Annotated in this window: 20 protein-coding genes; 11 read left to right on the forward strand and 9 right to left on the reverse strand. The window is 67.7% G+C overall.

What is annotated here, in order from left to right:
- Window positions 1-159: 159 nt before the first annotated feature.
- Window positions 160-738 carry a polyhydroxyalkanoate synthesis repressor PhaR gene (gene phaR / locus EDF69_RS15620; protein WP_125961570.1) on the reverse strand — a complete coding sequence of 193 codons (579 nt, stop codon included), beginning with the start codon at window positions 736-738 and terminating at the stop codon, window positions 160-162.
- Window positions 739-752: 14 nt separating this feature from the next.
- Between phaR and EDF69_RS15625 the strand changes: the two genes are divergently transcribed.
- The 4 genes from EDF69_RS15625 to EDF69_RS15640 all read left to right on the forward strand — a co-directional run bounded on the left by EDF69_RS15625 (window position 753) and on the right by EDF69_RS15640 (window position 7,455).
- Window positions 753-1,832 carry an alpha/beta hydrolase gene (locus EDF69_RS15625; protein ID WP_132883048.1) on the forward strand — a complete coding sequence of 360 codons (1,080 nt, stop codon included), beginning with the start codon at window positions 753-755 and terminating at the stop codon, window positions 1,830-1,832.
- 47 nt (window positions 1,833-1,879) lie between these two features.
- Window positions 1,880-3,055, forward strand: coding sequence for an acetyl-CoA C-acetyltransferase (locus EDF69_RS15630; RefSeq protein ID WP_132883047.1), 1,176 nt, complete (start codon window positions 1,880-1,882; stop codon window positions 3,053-3,055).
- Between the two features lie 181 nt (window positions 3,056-3,236).
- A complete protein-coding gene (locus tag EDF69_RS15635; protein ID WP_132883046.1) occupies window positions 3,237-6,398 on the forward strand; it encodes a TonB-dependent receptor domain-containing protein in 3,162 nt (1,053 codons plus the stop codon).
- Between the two features lie 64 nt (window positions 6,399-6,462).
- A complete protein-coding gene (locus EDF69_RS15640) occupies window positions 6,463-7,455 on the forward strand; it encodes a 2OG-Fe(II) oxygenase (RefSeq protein WP_239555524.1) in 993 nt (330 codons plus the stop codon).
- On the opposite strand, the gene alr is transcribed toward EDF69_RS15640, so the two are convergent.
- The gene (alr, locus tag EDF69_RS15645; protein WP_132883045.1) at window positions 7,450-8,478 is read right to left on the reverse strand and encodes an alanine racemase; all 1,029 of its coding nucleotides are present in this window, start codon (window positions 8,476-8,478) and stop codon (window positions 7,450-7,452) included. The two genes, EDF69_RS15640 and alr, sit on opposite strands and share 6 nt — an antisense overlap.
- Before the next feature lie 128 nt (window positions 8,479-8,606).
- Between alr and EDF69_RS15650 the strand changes: the two genes are divergently transcribed.
- Window positions 8,607-9,803 carry an MFS transporter gene (locus tag EDF69_RS15650; RefSeq protein WP_132883044.1) on the forward strand — a complete coding sequence of 399 codons (1,197 nt, stop codon included), beginning with the start codon at window positions 8,607-8,609 and terminating at the stop codon, window positions 9,801-9,803.
- 259 nt (window positions 9,804-10,062) lie between these two features.
- Here EDF69_RS15650 and metH read toward each other — a convergent pair whose 3' ends face one another.
- From metH to EDF69_RS15670, 4 genes are all read right to left on the reverse strand, one after another.
- Window positions 10,063-12,741: a methionine synthase gene (gene metH, locus EDF69_RS15655; RefSeq protein WP_132883043.1), complete on the reverse strand. Its 2,679-nt coding sequence runs from the start codon at window positions 12,739-12,741 to the stop codon at window positions 10,063-10,065.
- A gap of 148 nt (window positions 12,742-12,889) precedes the next feature.
- A complete protein-coding gene (locus EDF69_RS15660; protein WP_132883042.1) occupies window positions 12,890-13,936 on the reverse strand; it encodes a homocysteine S-methyltransferase family protein in 1,047 nt (348 codons plus the stop codon).
- A 126-nt stretch (window positions 13,937-14,062) separates the two neighbouring features.
- Window positions 14,063-15,004, reverse strand: coding sequence for a methylenetetrahydrofolate reductase [NAD(P)H] (gene metF, locus EDF69_RS15665; RefSeq protein ID WP_132883041.1), 942 nt, complete (start codon window positions 15,002-15,004; stop codon window positions 14,063-14,065).
- The gene (locus EDF69_RS15670) at window positions 15,001-15,957 is read right to left on the reverse strand and encodes an ArsR/SmtB family transcription factor (RefSeq protein ID WP_132883040.1); all 957 of its coding nucleotides are present in this window, start codon (window positions 15,955-15,957) and stop codon (window positions 15,001-15,003) included. Before EDF69_RS15670 ends, metF begins: the two co-directional genes overlap by 4 nt.
- 141 nt (window positions 15,958-16,098) lie before the next feature.
- Between EDF69_RS15670 and EDF69_RS15675 the strand changes: the two genes are divergently transcribed.
- The 6 genes from EDF69_RS15675 (at window position 16,099) to EDF69_RS15700 (ending at window position 19,856) form a co-directional block, all read left to right on the forward strand.
- Window positions 16,099-16,407 (forward strand): hypothetical protein, encoded by a 309-nt coding sequence (locus EDF69_RS15675; protein WP_204991403.1) that lies wholly within the window; start codon window positions 16,099-16,101, stop codon window positions 16,405-16,407.
- Between the two features lie 4 nt (window positions 16,408-16,411).
- The gene (locus EDF69_RS15680; RefSeq protein ID WP_132883039.1) at window positions 16,412-16,597 is read left to right on the forward strand and encodes a hypothetical protein; all 186 of its coding nucleotides are present in this window, start codon (window positions 16,412-16,414) and stop codon (window positions 16,595-16,597) included.
- Window positions 16,594-17,541, forward strand: a complete 948-nt coding sequence (locus tag EDF69_RS15685) for an aldo/keto reductase (protein WP_132883038.1) — start codon at window positions 16,594-16,596, stop codon at window positions 17,539-17,541. The genes EDF69_RS15680 and EDF69_RS15685 overlap by 4 nt, the downstream gene beginning before the upstream one ends.
- 397 nt (window positions 17,542-17,938) lie before the next feature.
- A complete protein-coding gene (locus tag EDF69_RS15690) occupies window positions 17,939-18,421 on the forward strand; it encodes a hypothetical protein (RefSeq protein WP_132883037.1) in 483 nt (160 codons plus the stop codon).
- Between the two features lie 279 nt (window positions 18,422-18,700).
- Window positions 18,701-18,865, forward strand: coding sequence for a hypothetical protein (locus EDF69_RS15695; protein ID WP_165890003.1), 165 nt, complete (start codon window positions 18,701-18,703; stop codon window positions 18,863-18,865).
- Window positions 18,858-19,856, forward strand: a complete 999-nt coding sequence (locus EDF69_RS15700) for a diguanylate cyclase (protein WP_132883036.1) — start codon at window positions 18,858-18,860, stop codon at window positions 19,854-19,856. Before EDF69_RS15695 ends, EDF69_RS15700 begins: the two co-directional genes overlap by 8 nt.
- Window positions 19,857-20,203: 347 nt before the next feature.
- Here the strand turns inward: EDF69_RS15700 and EDF69_RS15705 are convergent, their stop codons facing one another.
- The 3 genes from EDF69_RS15705 to EDF69_RS15715 all read right to left on the reverse strand — a co-directional run bounded on the left by EDF69_RS15705 (window position 20,204) and on the right by EDF69_RS15715 (window position 22,060).
- On the reverse strand, window positions 20,204-20,524 hold the full coding sequence (locus tag EDF69_RS15705; protein ID WP_132883035.1) for a hypothetical protein: 321 nt from the start codon (window positions 20,522-20,524) through the stop codon (window positions 20,204-20,206).
- A 448-nt stretch (window positions 20,525-20,972) separates the two neighbouring features.
- On the reverse strand, window positions 20,973-21,281 hold the full coding sequence (locus EDF69_RS15710; RefSeq protein ID WP_132883034.1) for a hypothetical protein: 309 nt from the start codon (window positions 21,279-21,281) through the stop codon (window positions 20,973-20,975).
- Between the two features lie 20 nt (window positions 21,282-21,301).
- Window positions 21,302-22,060: an EAL domain-containing protein gene (locus tag EDF69_RS15715; protein WP_446740995.1), complete on the reverse strand. Its 759-nt coding sequence runs from the start codon at window positions 22,058-22,060 to the stop codon at window positions 21,302-21,304.
- Window positions 22,061-22,095 lie beyond the last annotated feature (35 nt).

Consider the following 22,095-nt stretch of genomic DNA (forward strand, 5'->3'; position numbering starts at 1 on the left):
AGCGCCACATACTGCCGTCCCCCCGCGCAGGCGGGGGGGTCCAGGGCCGCGCAGAACAACCGCTCGCGGTGGCTGGGACCCTGGACTCCTGCCTTCGCAGGAGCACGGCGGAGCCCCGGGGCCGGCCGCCTGACGCGCCGCACCCCCGGGGCCCCCCGCTCACTTGGCCAGCTTGTCGACCTTTTCCTGCAAGCGGGCGAGTTCTGCGCGCAGCGCCTGCATCTCGCCCTCGCCGCCCTCGTTCGCGGTAGGCGCCGGGACGCTGCTGTCGTTGGCGGCCCCGGTCTTGAACGCCGCGGTCGCCGCCTCGAACATCGCCATGTTGCGCTTGGCGATCTCGGCGAAGGGCGTGTTGGCGAACGGCGAATTGGCGAACGCGCCCTCCACCGCCGACTTGAACTGCTCCTGGTTGCGGCGGAAGCTGTCCATCGACGCTTCCAGATAGCCCGGCACCATCGCCTGCATCGAATCGCCATAGAGCGCGATCAGCTGGCGCAGGAAGCTCACCGGCAGCATCGTCTGCCCGCGGCTTTCCTCCTCCATGATGATCTGGGTGAGGACATTGTGGGTGATGTCGTCGTCCGACTTGGCGTCGACCACCTTGAAGTCGCGACCCTCGCGAGTCATCGCCGCGAGATGGTCCAGCGTGATGTAGGACGAAGTCTCGGTATTGTAGAGACGCCGGTTGGCGTATTTCTTGATGATGACGGGCCCGCCATCCGACACAGTCTTTTTCATGCAGAACCCCTGAAATGTCTGACTCGACAATATCACCCTTTTCTGCCGCGCTGCAACGCGGGCCGCGTCCGCTGCCGCTCTTCCTGGAAATGCTGCAGTCGGAGACGGCGGACGCCCCGGATCGCCGCGCCGCAGCACTGGCGGGCCTCCGCGCGTTCCAGCAGGCGCCGCGCCCCCCGCGTCCGCCGGCGCCTGCGGTGCTGGCACGGTGCGGACGGGCGACGCTGCACGATTACGGCCAGGGTGCCGCGCCCGGCCGGCCGGTGGTGTTCGTCCCCTCGCTCATCAACCCGCCCTTCGTGCTGGATCTCGCGCCGGACAATTCGCTGCTGCGCTGGCTGGCGGGCCAGGGGATGCGCCCGCTGCTGGTCGACTGGGGCACGCCCGCGCCCGCCGATCGCGACCAGGACATCGACGCGCATGTGACCGGGCTGCTGCTGCCGCTGCTCGATGCGCTGCCCGAGCCGCCGGTGCTGGTCGGCTATTGCCTGGGCGGCACGCTTGCGCTCGCGGCCGCCACGCTCCGGCCGGTGGCGGGGATCGCGCTGATCGCCGCGCCCTGGCACTTCGCCGGCTTCGGCACCGGCGCGCGCGCGCGCATCGCCGCGCTGTGGCAGGCGGTCGAGCCGACCTGCGCGGCGCTCGGGCTGGTGCCGATGGAGGTGCTGCAATCCGGCTTCTGGCGGCTCGACCCCGCCCGTACCGTCGCCAAGTTCGAGGCGTTCGGCACGCTCGATCCCGGCAGCGCCAAGGCGCAGGCCTTTGTCGCGCTGGAAGACTGGGCCAATGCGGGGGCACCGCTCACCTATGCGGCCGGGCGCCAGCTGTTCGAGGGCTTCTTCGGCGACGACCTGCCCGGCAGCGGCCGCTGGCAGCCGGGCGGCCGCCCGGTCGCGCCCGGCGCGCTCGCCTGCCCGGCGATCGACTTCGTGGCGCAGGGCGACCGCATCGTGCCCGCACGAAGCGCCGCCGGCCTGCCCGACCACCACCCCGTCGCCGCGGGCCATGTCGGCATGGTGGTGGGCAGCCGCGCGCCCGCGCTGCTCTGGCAGCCACTCGCCGACTGGATAAGCCGGGTTCCCGCGACTAGATAGGCGCAAAGCGCCGCGCGAGGGCGGCCGCACTGAGAGGATTTTGCCGCATGACCGAGATCGTGATCGCCGCCGCCAAGCGAACCCCGGTCGGCAGCTTCCTGGGCGCGTTCGCCACCACGCCCGCCCACGAACTCGGCCGTCAGGCGATCGAGGCCGCGCTCGCGCAGGCCGGCGTCGCGCCGGAAGACGTGTCGGAGGTGATCCTGGGCCAGGTGCTCACCGCCGCGCAGGGGCAGAACCCCGCACGCCAGGCGTCGATGGCCGCCGGCATCCCCAAGGAAGTGCCCGCCTGGGGCGTGAACCAGGTCTGCGGCTCGGGTCTGCGCACCGTTGCCCTCGCCTATCAGGCGATCCTGACCGGCGACGCCTCGATCGTGGTCGCGGGCGGCCAGGAGAGCATGTCCCTGTCCGCCCACGCCCAGGCGCTGCGTGCCGGCTCCAAGATGGGCGACGTCGCGCTGGTCGACACCATGATCAAGGACGGCCTGACCGACGTCTTCAACGGCTATCACATGGGTATCACCGCCGAGAATCTGGCCGCGCAGTACGAAGTCAGCCGCCAGGATCAGGACACATTCGCCGTCCGCTCGCAGAACCTGGCCGAACAGGCGCGCAGCGAGGGCCGGTTCAAGGACGAGATCGCCCCGGTGACGGTGAAGGGCCGCAAGGGCGACACCATCGTCGCCGACGACGAATATATCCGTGCCGGCGCCACGCTGGATGCGGTGTCGGGCCTGCGCCCGGCGTTCAAGAAGGACGGCACCGTCACCGCCGGCAACGCCAGCGGCATCAACGACGGCGCCGCAGCCCTGGTGGTGATGTCCGCCGACGAGGCGAAGCGCCGCGGCATCACGCCGCTCGCGACGATTCGCAGCTGGGCCTCCGCCGGCGTCGACCCGTCGATCATGGGCATCGGCCCCGTCCCCGCATCGCGTCGCGCGCTCGAAAAGGCGGGCTGGACCGTCGAGGACCTCGACCTGATCGAGGCGAACGAGGCGTTCGCGGCGCAGGCGCTCGCCGTCGGCAAGGACATGGGCTGGGACGCGGACAAGGTGAACGTGAACGGCGGCGCGATCGCGATCGGCCACCCGATCGGCGCCTCGGGCGCGCGCGTGCTCACCACGCTGCTCTACGCGATGCAGACTCGTGACGCGAAGAAGGGACTCGCCACCCTGTGCATCGGCGGCGGCATGGGCATCGCGATGTGCGTCGAGCGACCGTAGTCGCTTGGCGTAAATAACACGATCATCGCCGGCAATAGTCTTTTGTTACAAGAATGTTGCCGGTGCGACACACAGCGCGCCGTTAATCGCACGTACAGACAGGCAAGCCTTGCCAAGGCGGCCGGTGTTCCCTTTGCTCTCCCCAATCTGGCACTTCAGCTAGAGACCATGGGGCATGTAAATGAACATCTGCAGATTACTCTCCGCAACCGCGCTTGCGTCGCTGAGCGTTGCGGTGCCGGGGATTGCATGGGCGCAGGACGCGTCGGAAAACCCGGCTGGCATCGCCGGTCCTAGCGAGAGCACTCAGGAAGAGGCTCCTGCAGAGGGGCAGTCGATCATCGTCACTGGGTCTCGTATCGCGTCGCCGAACCTGCAATCGGTCACCCCGATCCTGAGCGTGACCGCTGAAGAACTGCGTCAGACGGGCCAGGTCTCGATCGGCGACACGCTGAACGACCTGCCGGCGCTCAACAGCACCTTCAGCCAGTCAAACTCGACCCGCTTCCTGGGCACGGCCGGCCTGAGCCTGCTCGACCTGCGCGGCCTCGGCACGGTGCGCACGCTGACCCTGGTAAACGGGCGCCGTCACGTCGGAAGCGACATTCTCAGCAACGCCACCTCGGTGGACGTCAACACCATTCCGTCGGACCTGATCGAGCGCGTCGACACGGTCACCGGGGGCAACTCGGCGATTTACGGTTCCGACGCGATCGCGGGCGTCGTCAACTTTGTCCTCAAGAACGACTATGAGGGCCTCGGCCTCCGCGCCCAAGGCGGCATCAGCGAGCACGGCGACGCCGGCGCCTACTCGGCCAGCCTGGTTGCCGGCAAGAACTTCGCCGAAGGTCGCGGCAACATCGCCGTAAACCTTGAATATGCGCGTCAGAACGACTTCTACGCCTCGGATCGCAAGTCCTACCGCACGGTCAACTCGTTCCTGACGGTGGACACCGATCCTGCCGGTTCGATCAATGGCAGCGACGGCATTCCCGATCGCATTCTCTATCGCGATGTGCGATCGACTGCGGTCTCGAGTGGTGGCCTGATCCTGTTCGGTCCGGGCGGCAACAATCGTTGCGGAACCGATCCGTTGGGCGTGGGCTATACCTGCTCCTATTTCTTCCAGCCCGATGGCAGCCTTGTTCCTCAGACGGGCGCACGCGCGGGCCTGGCACCGAATGGTTCGTTCGTTGGCGGTAACGGCGAAACCCTGCGGGAAGGCAAGCTGGTCCAGTTGCTGCCGCAGCTCGATCGTTATGCAGCCAACCTGATCGGTCACTTCGACGTTTCGGATGCGTTCATCCCCTTCATCGAAGCCAAGTACGTCCGCACCAACGTGGTCGGCACGGGCACCAGCGGCCCCGCTTTCTACCAGGGCAACACGATCGACGGCTTCTACGAGCGCCCGCGCCTCGACAATCCGTATCTGTCGGCATCGGCACGGGCCACGGTGACGGAGCAGCTTCTGCTCGGCGGTACCAACCCGTACACGCGCGCGCCGCTCACGGATGCCGAACGCGCGGCCATCGCCGACGGTTCGTTCCGCTTCGCGGTTCGTCGCAACTTGATGGATCTCGGCAACCGCACTGAGGAGTCGCGGCGCGAGACCTATCGCTTCGTCGGCGGCTTCCGCGGCACCTTCAACGATGACTGGAACTATGAAGTCTCGGCCAACTATGGCGAGTTCAAGGAGCGCACGCGGGTTCTGGGCAACCTGAACACCCAGCGCTTCCTGCTGGCCGCGGATGCGGTTCGTGATCCGGCAACCGGCAACATCGTCTGCGGCTCGCAGCTCGACCCGACCCGGGCGTACGACGACTTCGGTGGCAACCCCGACGTTTTGGCGGCGGACATCGCGGCTTGCCAGCCGCTTAACCCGTTCGGCGCTGGTAACATCTCCCAGGCGGCGCGCGACTACATGGTGAGCGACACCACCTCGGTAGGTAAGATCACGCAGTTCGTCGGTTCTGCGTTCCTTTCGGGTGACTCCAGCCAGTGGTTCGAACTGCCGGGTGGCCCGGTCGGCTTCGCCGTCGGTGCCGAATACCGCCGCGAAACCGCGAGCTTCCGTGCGGATCCCCTCGTCCAGGCGGGCTACACCTTCTACAACGCGCTCACGCCCTATGACTTCCCCGACTATGAGGTGAAGGAAGCCTATGGCGAGCTTCGCTTGCCGCTTCTGCGGGACCTGCCGCTGGTTCGCGACCTGACGATCTCCGCATCGGGCCGCGTCAGCGATTACAGCCGCGGATCGGCCGGAACGGTGTTCGCGTACAGCGTCGGCGGCGAATGGTCGCCGATCGACGACGTGCGTTTCCGCGCGAACTACTCGCGCTCGGTGCGTGCTCCGAACCTGACCGAACTCTACTCGTCGGTCGGCCAGAATTTCGCCCCGGGCTTCGTCGACCCCTGCTCCGCCCGCAACATCGCGACCGGTTCCGAGAACCGTGCAGCGAACTGCGCCGCAGCCGGACGCCCCGCCAACTATGACTATGTCTACCAGTCCTCGCTGGACTTCCTGAGCGGCGGCAACCCCAACCTCAAGGAAGAGACCTCCGACAGCTACACCTATGGTGTCGTGGTCCAGCCGACCTTCGCGCGAGGCCTTTCGCTGTCGGTCGACTACTACAACATCAAGGTCAACGACGTGATCACGTCGCCGTCGGCCCAGCAGATCGCGAATGCCTGCTACGACGCATCGGATCTGGACAACCAATTCTGCGGCCTGATCCAGCGCGCGGGTCCTGACGGCGGTCCGAACGGCGAAATCCCGTTCCAGATCCTGGAAGGCACGCTCCAGGCGACCCTGCTGAACTATGCGGCTCTGCAGGTCCGCGGCATCGATACCGAGATCGCGTATCGCACCCGGTTCGGCGAGAACAACTCGGTCGGCGCGAGGTTCGTCTGGACTCACCAGCTTGAGAACAGCGAGTTCCTGGATCCGACCGACCCGGGTCGCGCAAACCGCTTGCTGAGCGAGCTCGGTTATCCGAAGGACGCGTTCAACTTCGACCTGGATCTCAGCTTCGATAAGTTCTTTGTGAACTATCAGGCACGCTATCTGGGCAAGATGACGTTCGGCGCGTACGAGGACACGAACTCGCTGCAGGGTCGCCCCCCGCAGAACGAGGACTATGCGACCGTAGTCAACTATCCGGACGTGGTTTACATGGACGTCCGCCTCGGCCTCAACGTGACCGAGGAGTCCATGTTCTACTTCGGCGTCGACAACTTCACCGATCGCCTGCCGCCGCTCTATGCGACCGGCACTGCGGAAGGCAGCGGCATCTACAACAACCGCGGTCGCTACTTCTACGCGGGCGTGTCGGCAAGGTTCTGATCTTGTCACATTGTTGAATGCGGGGGAGCCGGTAGGAAACTACCGGCTCCTTTGCTATTCATGAATGATGACGAAGGTCGAACCGCATCCAGCGCACATCGACAGGTTGCTCGAGGCGGGGCGCACGGGAGAGGCGATCGCCGCCACGGAACGTGCCGCCGCCAGCGGTGACAAGGAGGCGCTGTTTCGGCTCGCGCTGTGGCACCTGATCGGGGAGATCCTTCCCCGCGATCTTGCCAGGGCGCGCCAGCTTCTCCGCAAGGCGCGCGAAGCGGGGCATGTCGAGGCCGCGCACATGGAGATCGCGCTCACCGTCACCGGGAGCGGCGCGCAGGCCGACTGGAGCACCGGATGCATGCTCCTGCAGAAGCTCTCCAGTATCGACGCAGCGGCCGCGCACCAGGCGCAGCTTCTGACCGCAATGCGCCTGGACGCGTTCGGTGTGCCGAAAACGCTTCCGAAAGCAGAAGTGCTTTCGGCCAGCCCCAGGGTGACCCTCTTTCGCGACTTCCTTACGGAGGCCGAATGCGCGCACATCGCGGCGACAAGCGCGCCGCTTCTGGAACCCTCGCTCGTCGTCGACCCTGCGAGCGGCCGCCAGATGCCGCACCCGATCCGCACGTCCGATGGCGCCTTGATCGGGCCGACGCGGGAGGATCCGGTCATCAGAGCCATCAATCTGCGGATCGCGGCCATCAGTCAGACCGACGTCGCGCAGGGCGAGGCGCTAACGATCCTTCGATATCGGCCGGGCCAGCAGTATCGCCTGCATCTCGACACGCTACCGCACACGCGTAACCAGCGTGTAAAAACGGTGCTGGTCTATCTCAACGGCGGTTTCGCAGGAGGGGAGACCCAGTTTCCCTCGATCGGCCTGACCGTGGCGCCCCGTGGAGGCGATGCGCTGGTCTTCGACAACGTTACCGAGGACGGACGACCCGACGTCCGTACCAAACACGCTGGCCTGCCGGTCCGAGCGGGAGCCAAATGGCTGGCGACCCGCTGGATCAGGGCGCGTTCCTTCGATCCGTGGCGCGGCCCCGAAGTCCCGCTATAGCCACTCGCGCGCGTACCGCTTCCCCATCCCGGTCAGCAGTTCATATTGCGACCGGCCGGATGCCGCCGCGGCGCGTTCCAGCGCATAGTCGATCGTCAGCCAGTCGCCCTCGGCGACGTCTGCGCCCGTCACATCGACGATCAGCAGGTCCATCGACACCCGCCCGCGCACCGGGCAGGCGGTGTCGCCCGCGAACACCGTCCCCGTGTCCGAGAACCCGCGGCCGTATCCGTCGGCATAGCCGATGTTGAGCACCGCCAGTTCCTGGTCGGCCGGCGCCACATAGGTCGCGTTGTAGCCCGCCGCCTCGCCGGCCCGCATGCGCCGCCGCTGGAGCACCTGCGCCTCCGGATACACCACCTGCCGGATCACGCCCTCGGCCGCCGGGCACGGAATGCCGCCATAGAGCGCCAGGCCCGGCCGGGTCAGGTCGAAGCGATAGTCGCCGCCCAGGAAGATGCCCGCGCTGTTGGCAAGGCTATAGCGCCTGGCCGGCACCCGCGCCGCGACTGCGGCGAAGCGCACGCGCTGCTCCGCGTTCATCGGGTGGTCTTCGTCCGCGCAGGCGAGGTGGCTGACGAGCGTCTCGATCTCCAGGCCCTCGAACACCGCGCCCGGCACATCCCAGCGCACGCCCAGCCGGTTCATGCCGGTGTCCACCATCACGTCGCACGGCCCACCGCCGCTGTCGCGCCAGCGCGCGATCTGGCGCTCCGTGTTGAGCACCGGCCGCACATGCGGCCAGCGGCGTGCCCCGGCGAGGTCCTCCTCGCGCAGGCCGTGCAGCACCGACACCGCGGGCGCGACGTCGGCGATCACCTCCGCCTCTGCCCAGGTGGCGACGAAGAAGTCGCGGCAGCCCGCCTCGGCCAGCCGGCGCACCACCTCGCGCGAACCCAGGCCATAGCCGTCGGCCTTTACGGCGGCTCCGCAGGCGGCCGGGCCGCTGCGCTCGGCAAGGGCCTGCCAGTTGTGGACGAGCGCGGCGCCATCGAGCCGCAGGCGAAGAGGGGCATCGGTCACGCGACGCGGCCTAGCGCCTGGGCCGCCGGGCGTCGAGGGCAGCCCGCCCCACCTGCTTGCGTTTACGCAAAGCAGCGTTGCGGCGGCTGCGCTTGCGCTGCAGTGCAGCATCACCCATTTGCGCGACAATGGCTTCCTCCCCTTCTGCTTCCACGCGCGGCGTCGCGCTGGTGCACCTCGCCCTCGCCACCGGCGGCTTCGCGATCGGCACGACCGAGTTCGCGGCCATGAGCCTGGTGCCGCTGTTCGCCCCCGGCCTCGGCATCACCGAGCCGGTCGCCGGCCACGTCATCAGCGCCTATGCGCTGGGCGTGGTGGTCGGCGCGCCGCTCGTTGCCGTCCTCGGCGCGCGCATGTCGCGCTTCGCGCTGCTGATCGCGCTGATGGGCTCGTTCGCGCTGTTCAACGGGCTGAGCGCACTGGCGCCCACCTATGGCTGGATGCTGGTCTTCCGCTTCCTGAGCGGCCTGCCGCACGGCGCCTATTTCGGCGCGGCCTCGCTGGTCGCGGCCTCGCTGGTGCCCTCGGAGAAGCGCACCCAGGCGGTCGGGCGCGTGATGCTGGGACTGACGGTCGCCACCATCCTGGGCGTGCCGGCCGCAAATGCGCTCGGGCAGACGGTCGGCTGGCGCTGGGGCTTCGGCGTGGTCGCGGTGCTGGCGCTCGGCACCGTCGCACTGCTGGTGGCGCTCGCCCCGCGCGACAAGGCAGATCGCACCGCCAGCCCGCTTGCCGAGTTGCGCGCGCTTGCCCGCCCGCAAGTGTGGCTGACGCTCGGCATCGGCGCGGTCGGGTTCGGCGGCATGTTCTGCGTCTACACCTATGTCGCCTCCACCCTGCTGGAGGTGACGCGCGTCTCCGCCGCGACGGTGCCGGTGGTGCTGGCGGTGTTCGGCACCGGCATGACCGCGGGCAATTTGATCGTGCCGCGCTTCGCCGATCGCGCGCTGATGCCGACGGTCGCTTTCACGCTGCTGTGGAGCGCCGCCATGCTGGCGCTCTACACCTTTGCCGCTGCGTCCTTGTGGACGATCGTCCCGTGCGTGTTCCTGATCGGCCTGGGTGGTGCGCTCGGCACCGTGCTGCAGACCCGGCTGATGGACGTGGCGGGCGAGGCGCAGAGCCTGGCCGCAGCCCTCAACCACTCGGCGCTCAACCTCGCCAACGCGATTGGGCCCTGGGTGGGTGGCATGGCGATCGCCGCCGGCTGGGGCTGGGAGTCGACCGGCGCGATCGGCGCGGTGCTGGCGCTCGCCGGCCTGCCGATTTGGGCGGTCTCGGTGGCGCTGGAGCGCAAGCGCACGGCGGTGTTGCAGCCGGCCTAAGCGTACTCCCGCGCAGGCGGGACCTCTGCGAAACCACGGACCGTGCTCCTGCGAAGGCAGGAGCCCAGGGTTCCAGGCACCGCAAGTCGTTGGTCTGCTTGGCCCTGGATTCCTGCCTGCGCAGGAATACGGGTGTGACCAAAGAACGGCGGCCGCTGTCTCGCAAGTCAGGCGCAGGCGGGAGTCCAAGGCCACAGACGCCATCGCCTGCGGCTCCTGGGCTCCCGCCTTCGCGGGAGCACGGTTCCGAGCGGCGACGTCAGTCCAGGTTCGGCCGCAGCCAGCGCTCCGCCTGTTCGACGCTCACCCCGCGGCGCCGGGCATAATCCTCCAGCTGGTCCCGCCCGATGCGGGCCACCCCGAAATACTGGCTGTCCGGGTGGCCGAAGTAGAAGCCGGACACCGCCGCGGTCGGCAGCATGGCGAAGCTCTCCGTCAGCACCAGCCCGGCGCGTTCGCCGGCGTTCAGCATGTCGAACAGCATCGGCTTCAGGCTGTGCTCCGGGCACGCCGGATAGCCCGGCGCCGGGCGGATGCCGCGATACTGCTCGCGCACCAGCGCCTCGTTGGTCAGCTGCTCGTCGGGCGCATAGCCCCACAGGGTCGTGCGGACATGCTGGTGCAGCCGCTCGGCAAATGCCTCGGCCAGGCGATCCGCCAGCGCCTTCAGCAGGATGTCGTTGTAATCGTCGTGCGCCGCCTTGAAGCGGGCAATGTGCGGGTCGATGCCGTGGATGCCGACCGCAAAGCCGCCAAACCAGTCGCCGGCCGGATCTATGAAGTCGGCCAGGCACATGTTCGCCCGCCCTTCGCGCTTGGCGATCTGCTGGCGCAGCATCGGCAGGCGCACGCTCGCCTCGTTGGCCGGATTGAGGTCCGGCGTGTGCAGGTCGGCCGGGAAGTGCGCGCCGTCCGGGCTCACCTGGTCGTCGCTATGGCGGGTGCGCACCACGATGTCGTCGCCGTCGCGGTGGCACGGCCACAGGCCCGCGACGCCGCGGGCGGTCAGCCACTTCTCGGCGATGATGGTGTCGAGCATCTTCTGCGCGTCTTCGTAGAGGCCGCGCGCGCTTTCCCCCACGATCTCGTCGTCGAGGATCGCCGGGAAATTGCCGGCCAGTTCCCAGGCGCGGAAGAACGGCGTCCAGTCGATGTAGCCGCGCAGGTCGGTGAGATCCCAGTCGTCGAACTGGTGGATGCCGGGCTGCGCAGGAGCCGCGGGCTTCTGCGCGAAGTCGGCGACGAAGCCGGCGGCGCGGGCGTCGGCGATCGGCAGCAGCGCGCTCTGCCCCTTGCCCTCGCGCGCGGCGCGGACGGCGGCATAGTCGGCCGCGACCTTCTCGACATAATCGTCGCGCTGGGTGTCGCTCACCAGCGTCGTCGCCACGCCCACCGCCCGGCTGGCGTCGAGCACATGCACCACCGGCCCGTCATAGGCGGGCGCAATGCGCAGCGCCGTGTGCACCTTCGACGTGGTCGCGCCGCCGATCAGCAGCGGCATCACCATCTTGGCGCGCTTCATCTCCTCGGCCACCGTCACCATCTCGTCGAGCGAGGGGGTGATGAGGCCCGACAGGCCGATCATGTCGGCGTCGTTCTCGTTCGCCGCCTCCAGGATCTTCGACCACGGCACCATCACGCCCAGGTCGACCACCTCGAAGCCGTTGCACTGGAGCACCACGCCGACGATGTTCTTGCCGATGTCGTGGACGTCGCCCTTAACGGTCGCCATCACGACCTTGCCCTTGCCCTTCGAACCCGGTTCCTTGGCGGCCTCGATGAACGGCAGCAGGTGCGCCACCGCCTTCTTCATCACGCGGGCGGACTTCACCACCTGCGGCAGGAACATCTTGCCCGATCCGAACAGGTCGCCGACCACGTTCATGCCGTCCATCAGCGGACCCTCGATCACCTCGATCGGCCGTGCGAACAGCTGGCGCGCCTCTTCGGTGTCGTCGACGACATGCGCGTCGATGCCCTTCACCAGCGCATGTTCCAGCCGCTTGGCGACCTCCCAGCTGCGCCACTCCGCCGCCTGCTTCTCCGCCACCGCATCGGTGCCGCGGAAGCGCTCGGCAAGCGCCACCAGCCGCTCGCCCGCATCCGGATCGCGGTTGAGGATCACGTCCTCGCATGCCGTGCGCAGCTCCGGCTCGATCTGGTCGTAGACCTCGAGCTGGCCTGCGTTGACGATCGCCATGTCCATGCCGGCCGGGATCGCGTGGTAGAGGAACACGGAGTGCATCGCCTTGCGCACCGGCTCGTTGCCGCGGAACGAGAAGGAGAGGTTCGACAGGCCGCCCGAGATATGGACGTGTGGGCAGCGCGCCTTGATCTCGCGGCACGCCTCGATGAAGTCGACGCCGTAGTTGTTGTGCTCCTCGATGCCCGTCGCCACCGCGAAGACGTTGGGATCGAAGATGATGTCCTCAGGGGGGAAGCCGATGCCGACCAGCAGCTTGTAGGCGCGCTCGCAGATCTCGACCTTGCGGTCCTTGGTGTCCGCCTGGCCGACCTCGTCGAACGCCATCACCACCACGGCGGCGCCATAGGCCATGCACTTGCGGGCGTGCTCGAGGAAGAGCTCTTCCCCTTCCTTCATGCTGATCGAGTTCACGATCGGCTTTCCGGACACGCACTTCAGCCCCGCCTCGATCACGTCCCACTTCGAGCTGTCGACCATCACCGGGATGCGGGCGATGTCCGGCTCGGCCTGGATCAGCTTCAGGAAGGTCGTCATGGCGTGGTGCGCGTCGAGCAGCCCCTCGTCCATGTTGACGTCCAGCACCTGCGCGCCGGCCTCCACCTGCTGGAGCGCGACCTCGATCGCGGCAGCATAGTCGCCGTTCATGATCAGCTTCTTGAAGCGCGCGGAGCCGGTAACGTTGGTGCGCTCGCCGATGTTGACGAAGCTGGTGGAGGAGGCGGTGGCGTTCATCTGTCTTCTTCTTGATCCTCCCCGGTACGGGGAGGGGGACCAGCGAAGCTGGTGGAGGGGGGTTGCCGCAGGGAGCCCGCTCGCGGAGAGCCCCCTCCACCACGCCCTTCGGGCGCGGTCCCCCTCCCCGTTCCGGGGAGGATTAGCGTTACGCTGCCATGGTGAACGGCTCGAGCCCGGCAAGCCGCGTCCGCACTTCCGGGGTCGGGATCTTGCGCGGCGGCAGTTCGCGCACCGCCTCGGCAATCGCCTGGATGTGTGCGGGGGTCGACCCACAGCAACCGCCCAGCACATTGACCTGGCCGTTCTCCGCCCAGTCGCGCACCAGCCCGGCGGTCGTCTCCGGCGCCTCGTCATAGGCGCCGAGCTCGTTGGGGAGGCCGGCGTTGGGATAGACCATGATCAGCGTGTCGCAGATCTGCGACAGCGTCTTCACATGCGGCCGCAGCTGCTCCGCCCCAAACGAGCAATTGAGCCCGATGGTGAGCGGCCGCGCATGGCGCACCGCATGCCAGAACGCCTCGACCGTATGCCCCGACAGGTTACGGCCCGACAGGTCGGTCAGCGTCATCGACAGCATGATCGGCAGGTCGCGGCCAAGCGCATTGCCCGCCTCGATCGCCGCCATGATCCCCGCCTTGGCGTTCAACGTATCGAACACCGTCTCAATCAGCACGAAGTCCGCGCCGCCCTCGACCAGCGCGTCGATCTGCTCGCGATACACGTCCTTCAGGTAATCGAAGTCGATCTCGCGGAAGCCGGGATCGTTGACGTCGGGGCTCAGCGACAGCGTCTTGTTGGTCGGCCCGATCGCGCCGGCGACGAAGCGCGGGCGGCCATCCTTGGCCTGGAACTCGTCGGCGATGCGGCGCGCGAGCTTCGCGCTCTCGACATTGATCTCGCGCACCAGATGCTCGGCGCCATAATCGGCCTGGCTGATCCGGTTGGCGGAGAAGGTGTTGGTCTCGGCGATGTCGGCCCCGGCCTCGAAATAGGCGCGATGGATCGACTCCGGCACCTCGGGCTTGGTCAGCGCCAGGATGTCGTTATTGCCCTTCTGGTCATGGCTGAGGCCGAGGGTGCCGGCATAATCGGCTTCCGACAGCTTCCAGTTCTGGATCTCGGTCCCGAACGCGCCGTCGGTGATCAGCACGCGCTTGGCGGCCTCGGCCAGCAGGGTTTCGCGGGGAGTCATGCCTTCAACCTTCTCTCGTCGCCCTGAACCTGGTTCGGGGCCCATCTATCCGCACGTGTCGCCGTCGCCTGCTGCACGATGGATGCCGAAACAACTTCGGCATGCCGTGCGAAGCGGCGAAGCGCCTTACGCCGCCACCGCGCCCGCCGCCTTGTTCGGCCGCAGCCCGAGCAGGTGGCAGATCGCATAGCTCAGTTCGGCGCGGTTGAGCGTGTAGAAGTGGAAGTGGCGCACGTCGCCGGCATAGAGCCGGCGGCACATCTCCGCCGCGATCGTCGCCGCCACCAGCTGGCGCGAGGCGGGATGGTCGTCCAGCCCCTCGAACAGCCGGTCCATCCAGTCCGGAATCGCCGCCCCGCACATGCCCGCGAACTTGCGCGTCTGGGCGACGTTCGAAACGGGCAGGATCCCCGGCACGATCTCGGCCGAAATGCCCGCCGCGGTCGCGGCGTCACGGAAGCGGAAAAACGCCTCGGGCGTGAAGAAGAATTGGGTGATCGCCCGCGTCGCGCCCGCGTCGAGCTTGCGCTTCAGATTGTCCAGGTCCTCCACCTTCGTGCCCGAATCCGGATGGCACTCGGGATAGGCGGCGACCGAGATCTCGAACGGGTGCAGCTTCTTGAGGCCCGCGACCAGCTCGGCGGCATTGGCATAGCCCTCGCCATGCGCCTGGAACTTCTGGCCCGCCACCGGCGGATCGCCGCGAAGTGCCACGATGTGGCGCACGCCCGCTGCCCAATATTCCTCGGCCACCTGGTCGATCTCGTCGCGGCTCGCCTCGACACAGGTCAGGTGCGCAGCAGCCGCCAGGCTGGTCTCGCGCTGGATCCGCGCGACGGTCGCGTGGGTGCGCTCGCGCGTCGACCCGCCTGCGCCATAGGTGACGGAAACGAAGCGCGGGCCGAGCGGCTCCAGCGTGCGCACCGCCTCCCACAGCGTTTCTTCCATCTTCGCCGACTTGGGCGGGAAGAACTCGAACGACACCGCGGCGTCGCCCGCCATGTCCGCGAACAGCGGCGCATCGAGCGCGCGGCGCGCTTCCTCGAGCTGGTTCACCGAAATCGTCATGCCGCCTGCTTCTCCACCCGGGTGGCGCCGGTTTTCCGCGCCAGCCACAGCTTCACCGTCAGTTCGCCGCCTTCCAGCGTCTCCGTCTGCACGGGCGCGAGCCCGGCCGCGGCGAACCAGCCGAGCATCTGCTCGTCCGAAAATCCAAGTCGCGCATGCGCGTCGCGCGTGCGCAGGTCCTCGCGCTCGTGCGGCGCGAAATCGACGATCAGCAACCGCCCTCCGCTCGCCAGCACGCGCGCCGCTTCCGCGATCACGGCACCGGGGTGCTGCGCGAAATGCAGCACATGGTGCAGGATCGCGGCGTCCGCATCGTCGTCCGACAGCGGCAGCCGGTAGAAATCGGCCTGGCGCAGCTCCGCCTTGTCGAGCCCCTGCTCGGAGAGCTTGGCACGCGCCAGCCGCAGCATTTCCGAGCTGCGGTCGACGCCCAGCGCATGCGCCGCCTGAGGCGCGAACAGCTCCAGCATTCGGCCGGTACCGGTGCCGATGTCGACCAGCGTCCCGATCGGCTGCGCACCCAGCGCCCGCGCGCACGCTGCCTCGACCTCGCTTTCGGCCACGTGCAGCGATCGGATCGCGTCCCATTCGCCGGCATGTGCCTCGAACCAGGCGGCGGCCGCCTGCGCGCGATCGGCGCGCACCGCCGCGAGCCGCGCGGTGTCGGCCAGCGTCCAGGGATCGCCCTCGCCCGTCCAGGCATCGATCGCGGCGAGCACCGGCGCGATCCGCGCCTCCTCGCCCAGCGCCACGAACACCCAGCTGCCTTCCTTGCGCCGCTCGGCGAGGCCTGCGTCGACCAGGATCTTCACATGCCGCGACACGCGCGGCTGGCTCTGCCCCAGCACCTGCGCCAGCTCGCCCACCGACAGCTCCATCGAGCGCAGCAGCGCCACGATGCGCAGCCGGGTCGCGTCCGCAAGCGCGCGAAAGATGTCGAGGGCGGGAGCCATGCGCCGTGATATAAAGATTTCTTTATATGGGGTCAACGCCGCGCCACGGCTTGCACGCGCCCGTTGCGGCAGGGAAACAACCCTGCCCGCGGTGCGTTCGCGCCGCGGATGATTTCAGGGTCAAGGAAAGAGGAACCCCCGATGAAGAAGGCCATTCTGCTTCCGATCGCCGCCGCCGCGTTCGCACTCTCCGCCTGCAGCGACAAGGCGCAGAACGAGACCAGCGAGGCCGCCGATTCCATCGCCGCAGACGCCAACGCCACGATGGGCGAGGCCGTCGACGACGTCGAGGCGGCCAGCGACCGCGCCTTTGACGCCGCGGAGAACGGCATCGACCGCGCCGGCGCCGCGATCGGCAACGCTGCCGACGATGCGGGTCGCGCGATCGACCGTGGCACGCGCGAGACAGGCGAGCATCTGGAGCACGCCGGCAACGACCTCCAGCACTGACGCGATGCGGTTCCTCGTCCTCCTGCTCGCCCCGCTGGCGCTCGCCGGCTGCGGCGGGCCGGAGGACGCGGCGCCTGGCGCGATCCGACCGGACGAGGCGCGCGCCCTCAACGAAGCGGCCGAGATGCTCGGCCCCAACAGCGTGAGCGCCGCCGCGCTCGCCGCCGACAACCAGATGGACAGGCCATGACCCCTCGCCCCCTCGGCCCCACCGATCTCGAGACCCCGCCGCTGGTGCTGGGCGGCAACGTCTTCGGCTGGACCGCCGACAAGGACACGAGCTTCCGCGTCCTCGACGCCTTTGTGGAGCGCGGCGGGCGGATGATCGACACCGCCGACGTCTATTCCGCCTGGGTCGGCGGCCACCAGGGCGGCGAGTCCGAGACCGTGATCGGCGAGTGGCTGCGCGCCACCGGCAAGCGCGACCAGGTGCTGCTCGCGACCAAGGTCGGCATGTTGCCGGGCGAAGGCGGGGAAAAGCTCGCCCCCGCGCGGATCGCCGCTGCGGTCGAAGCGTCGCTCCAGCGGCTCGGCACCGATCGCATCGACGTCTATTTCGCCCACCAGGACGACGAGGCGGTTCCCCAGGAGGACTATCTCGCCGCCTTCGCCCGGCTGGTCGAGGCCGGCAAGGTGCGCGTCCTCGGCGCGTCCAACTTCCACGCGATGCGGCTGAAGTCGGCGATCGACATCGCCGTGCGCGAGGCGCTGCCGCTGATCCACGTGTTCCAGCCCGAATACAACCTCGTCAGCCGCCACCGCTTCGAGGGCGAGCTCCAGAACCTGTGCATCGAGCACAACATCGCGGTGACGCCCTATTACGGGCTCGCCTCGGGCTTCCTCACCGGCAAGTATCGCAGTCGCGACGACCTGTCGAAGAGCGTACGCGGCCGCGGCATGGCCGAACTGCTGGAGGGCAAGGGCGCCGCGGTGCTTTCGGCGATGGACGCGGTCGCCGCCGAGACCGGCGCCACCCTCGCCCAGATCGCGCTCGCCTGGCTCGCCGCCCAGCCCGGCGTCACCGCCCCGATCGCCAGCGCGACCAGCGTCGAGCAGGTCGAGGAACTGACCGGCTCCTGGGACCTGGACCTCAGCAAGGACCAGCTCGAGCGCCTCACCAACGCCGGCGCCTGACGGCCTCCGTAGCCAACCGCATCCCCGCGCAGGCGAGGCCTCTACGAAACCCCTGACCGTGCTCCTGCGAAGGCAGGAGCCCAGGGCCCCAAGCACCGCAAGTCGTTGGTCTGCTTGACCCTGGATTCCTGCCCGCGCAGGAATACGGGTGTGGCCAAGGGACGGCGGTGCCAATTTCGCAGTATCCCCGCACAGGCGGGGATCCAGGGCCCAGCAGAACAACGGCAGCGCCCGGGAGCCTTGCCGCCGAGGACTGCGGAGCGGGACTGGCCGGGAAATTCCAGGTCATGAACCCATCAGTGAACGCCTCTAAATCGAGCGCGGAGCCGCAGGGCAGAGCGCCTCTCCCCAACCCCACCGCGATGGAGAGAGATGGAATCGGTGCTATCCTGCCCGAATGAAGAATGCCCTCCGCTCCGTCGTCGCACATCCTCGTACCGCGGCGACCCTATTCAGCGCCCTCCTGATCGCGCAGTCCTGCCCTGCAGCCGCGACTTCCTGCGACAGGACAGCCATCGCCGCGATGTCAAATGAGGAGGCGGCCGAGACGATCCTCGACGGCAGCGTGCGGGTCGGATTCGGTTTCGTACGCGAAAGCGAAAGCGGGCCAGACATTCGACGGCAGGAGGTGGACATCGTGCTACCGCTGAAAGGGCGGGCTGGGATCGTCCTTTTGGAACCTGAATCGATTAACCGGGCCAGGAAAGTGGACGGGTTTTTTCGCTGGTTTCCGTACGGCCCGAACGAGTTTCGTCTGTTCGCCCTAGCTTCCTCGGCCGGTGGCGCCGCAGTGCCAAAGTGCCTTGCGGCAATCATCACCTCGAAGCCCGCGCCGGACCTCTACAAGGCCATCGTCGCCGCGTCGAAAAGGCAGAAGTGAGCCTAGAGGACGGCACCCGTCGGTCCGCCAGTCTACCGCTATTCGATTTCTGCCGCGTCTTCAGCATCCTGGCGGAGAGCGTCTCCGCCGCTAAGTTCGGACTGCCGTCGGGCATGCCCCGCCTCGGTGGGGCAAGCGCCGCACGGTACTAGGCGTCGCGCTTTCCTCCCCTATAATGACGCAATGGCCAGCCTACCCGACCCAAGCTCCCCATCTTCGTCCGCCGGCGCGTCGGAGCCGTTGATCACCGGCCCCGTTCCGCCGGAGCTTCAGGAGAGCGTGGCACGTCACCAGGCCCATCTTCTGGCGCTGGTGGAGAGCCTGCGGGCCGCCGGCGTGGGGGAAGAGATCATCGAGGCGAGCGTCTCGCAGCTGCTCGACAGCTACCGTAGCGAGCTCACGGCGGCGATTCGCGCCCTGGTCCGGGAGCGGTCCGGTGACTGAGCCGAAGCTGGCAGACGACGAAGGCCGGCTCGCCGCACTCGGACGGTTGCAGATCCTCGAGACGCCGCCCGAGCAGCCGTTCGAGAAGATCGTCACCCTGGTGCGGACCGTCCTTGCCGTCCCGATCGCCACCGTCTCCCTCGTCGACCGGGATCGCCAGTGGTTCAAGGCGCAGCGCGGCCTGGAGGTTCAGGAAACCGCCCGGTCGATTTCGATCTGCACGTACACGATCCAGCAGGCCGAGCCGCTCATCATCGAAGACACGCATCTCGACGCGCGCTTCGCCGGAAACCCGCTGGTGCAAGGGGGTCCGCGCATCCGCAGCTACGCGGGTGTCCCGCTCCGGACGTCGGAGGGCTATAATGTGGGCTCGCTGTGCGCGATGGACACGAAGCCGCGCCGCTTCAGCCCCGCCGACATCGCGATCCTGAGCAACTTCGCCAACATCGTCAGCGACGAGATGGAGTTGCGCCTGATTGCGAGCACGGACTTTCTGACCGGCGCCCTGAGCCGTCGGGGGTTCGAAGAACAGCTCGGCCGCGAAATCGCCCGGCACAGGCGCTATCACCGGCCGAGCTCGCTCGCGATCGTGGACATCGATCACTTCAAGACGATCAACGACAGCTTCGGACATCCTGCGGGCGATGACGTTCTGCGACAGATGGGCCAGCTGATCGCGAAGGTGCTTCGCCCGGCCGACGTCTACGGGCGTCTGGGCGGAGAGGAGTTCGGCGTGCTCCTGCCCGAGACCGGCGCGGCAGACGCCTTCGTCGCGGCGGAACGGCTGCGCGAAGCCATCCAGAACCACCGTTTCGAGATGCCGGGAGGACACCGCATCTCGGTAACCGCCAGCGTTGGCGTCGCGGAATGTGGCGAGATGGAAGAGCCCAAGGCCTGGCTCTCCCGAGCCGACAAGCATCTGTACGAGGCAAAGACGAGCGGCCGGAATTGCACCCGCATGGCGCCGTCGGACGCATCCGCACGCGCCTGATCGCTTCGGGGCGCGAGGGGCGCCGGTCCCGGCGCTCCCCTGCCTCCTGGAGACGCCCTGAGCCGGAGGCGGATGGACGGCCAGCGCTGGAACACCGAGGGTGGCTGCACGGCCGTGTGTTGATCGGACCCAGCGCCGTCCAGCGCCACATTACCGCCGCGGCTGTTCAGCAGTGCGTGCCAGCAGCCGAGGACGCTCCGGGGCACCGTCGGAGTATCGCTCGGCGGCACGGCTCCTGAGTCCGGGCATTCGGCGGAGGAGGGCGGAGGTTCTCTCCTCACTGGGATAGCCGGAAACTGGTGGAAAGCGGAACGACTGCTTCTGGATCCCAGTCGTAGGTAAGGCGACTACGCTCGAACGAGCGCGAACCCCTCTTCCATCTCCATCATGTCGCCTTCATCGCGAAGTTCTCTAGACAACTCGTTGGTAAGAACCACGCCGCTGACGGTTATCCGCGACCAGTCCGGGTAGTGCTCTTGGACGTTCCAGATAGACCGGAGTATGGCCTCATGCCCGATCTCCCTGCCTTCCGGGGTGAATATCGCGCTGCCAGCATCAAGATCGGACTGCTTCTTGAACCACCGGCGATTTTCGTCACTCTCCACGATCCAAACCGCGCCTGCTTTTTGACCTTGGAACGCGGGTTCGAAGATGATCGAGATTTCCATCCGGGCGATCTGCGCGACGGGAGGGCGGTTCGCAATGGCAGGTGTTGAGCCGGTGGAACGCCTAAATCTCTCTGCCCATTCTATGGTTGTTATAGCCAAGAGCCCAATCACTAGGCACGCGAACATCAACTTCTCTAGCGCGGGCCCGAGTTCGATCACTCTCCAATATGAGGCGGCCAGCGCTACGGTGACCAGGAGGCTCGCCAGTCCTATCACTCGCCGAGCCGAACCCATACTCCGCCCCTTCATGTTGGTTGCCGCAGTATGAGCTAGCTGAATCAACGTCCGCAAGTGGCGTTTGCAGCCGTTCCGGTTTGGGTGCCGCCGGGTAAGCCTCGGGGGGTGGGGGCTCTTGACCCGAGCTGTCTCCGGCGCCTGCGAGAGCTCGGCGTACAACGCCTCCGCGTCGGATGTTTGAACGGAAGGCAGACGTGATCCGCCCCCGGCGCTAGCGGAGGAGAAAGAACACCACCACAAGCACGAGAGCCAAGCCTGCTATCACGCGCTCGAAGGGGAGCGACACACCCTCTCGCCTCCCCTTCGACGGAGGTACGCCGCCACCATTGCGCCGCTGCAGGTCTTGCCGATGCATCTCTGCAAGGAGGATCCCGGGATCACCGTGCGGCTCCCTCCGGCCCGGCGATCCGTAAAGCAGAGGCACCTCCGTCAGGAGATCCTTCTCCAGACCCTCCGCCGCTTCCTTTCGCCTCTTCAGATCCGCGGCGAAATCCTCCGGGTTCTCGAACGATCCGTTCATGAGGTCTTGGCCCCCTGCCCTCAGGCCAGCACCGGATCCGGCAGCGCCTCGAACGCCGGCTTCGCCAGCAGATAGCCCTGCACCAGCTCGATGCCGAGCGCGCGCACCGCGTCCAGCTCGCCGCGCGTCTCGATCCCCTCGGCGATCACCGTCACGCCCAGCCTGCGGCACAGCCCCACCATCGCGTCCACGATCACCCGGCGCGGCTCGCTCGCGTCCAGGCCGCGCAGCAGCGCCATGTCGAGCTTGATGACGTCGGGCTGGAACCGCGCGAGCAGCCCGAGCCCGGCATAGCCCGCGCCGAAATCGTCCAGCGCGGTCGTGAACCCCATCTCGCGATAGCTTTCGACGATATCCAGCACATGCGCCGGATCGGCCATCTTCTCGTCCTCGGTGAACTCGAACATCAGCCGGTCGGTCGGAAGGCCGGTCGCCTGCGCGGTCCGCAGCGTCAGCTGGATGCAGGCCTTGGGCGAATAGACGGCGTTCGGCAGGAAGTTGATCGACAGCCGCGCCCCCGTCTCCAGCAGGCCAGCCGCCACTGCACCCTCGATCGCCGCCACCCGGCACTGCTGGTCAAAGGCATAGCGGTTCTCCGGCGTCACCCGCGCCAGCACGCTCGCAGCGGACTCCCCCTCGGCCCCGCGCACCAGCGCCTCATAGGCCCAGGGGCGCCCCGTGCGCAGGTCGACGATCGGCTGGAATGCCATCGAGATGGGAAAATCGAGCGCCCGTCCGTCGCGGCAGGCACCGCATCCGCGGGAAGGCGTATCGGTCATGCATCCCCAATAGCATCAAAGTGTTAGCAACTTGT

The organism is Sphingomonas sp. JUb134 (assembly GCF_004341505.2).
Lineage (GTDB): Bacteria > Pseudomonadota > Alphaproteobacteria > Sphingomonadales > Sphingomonadaceae > Sphingomonas.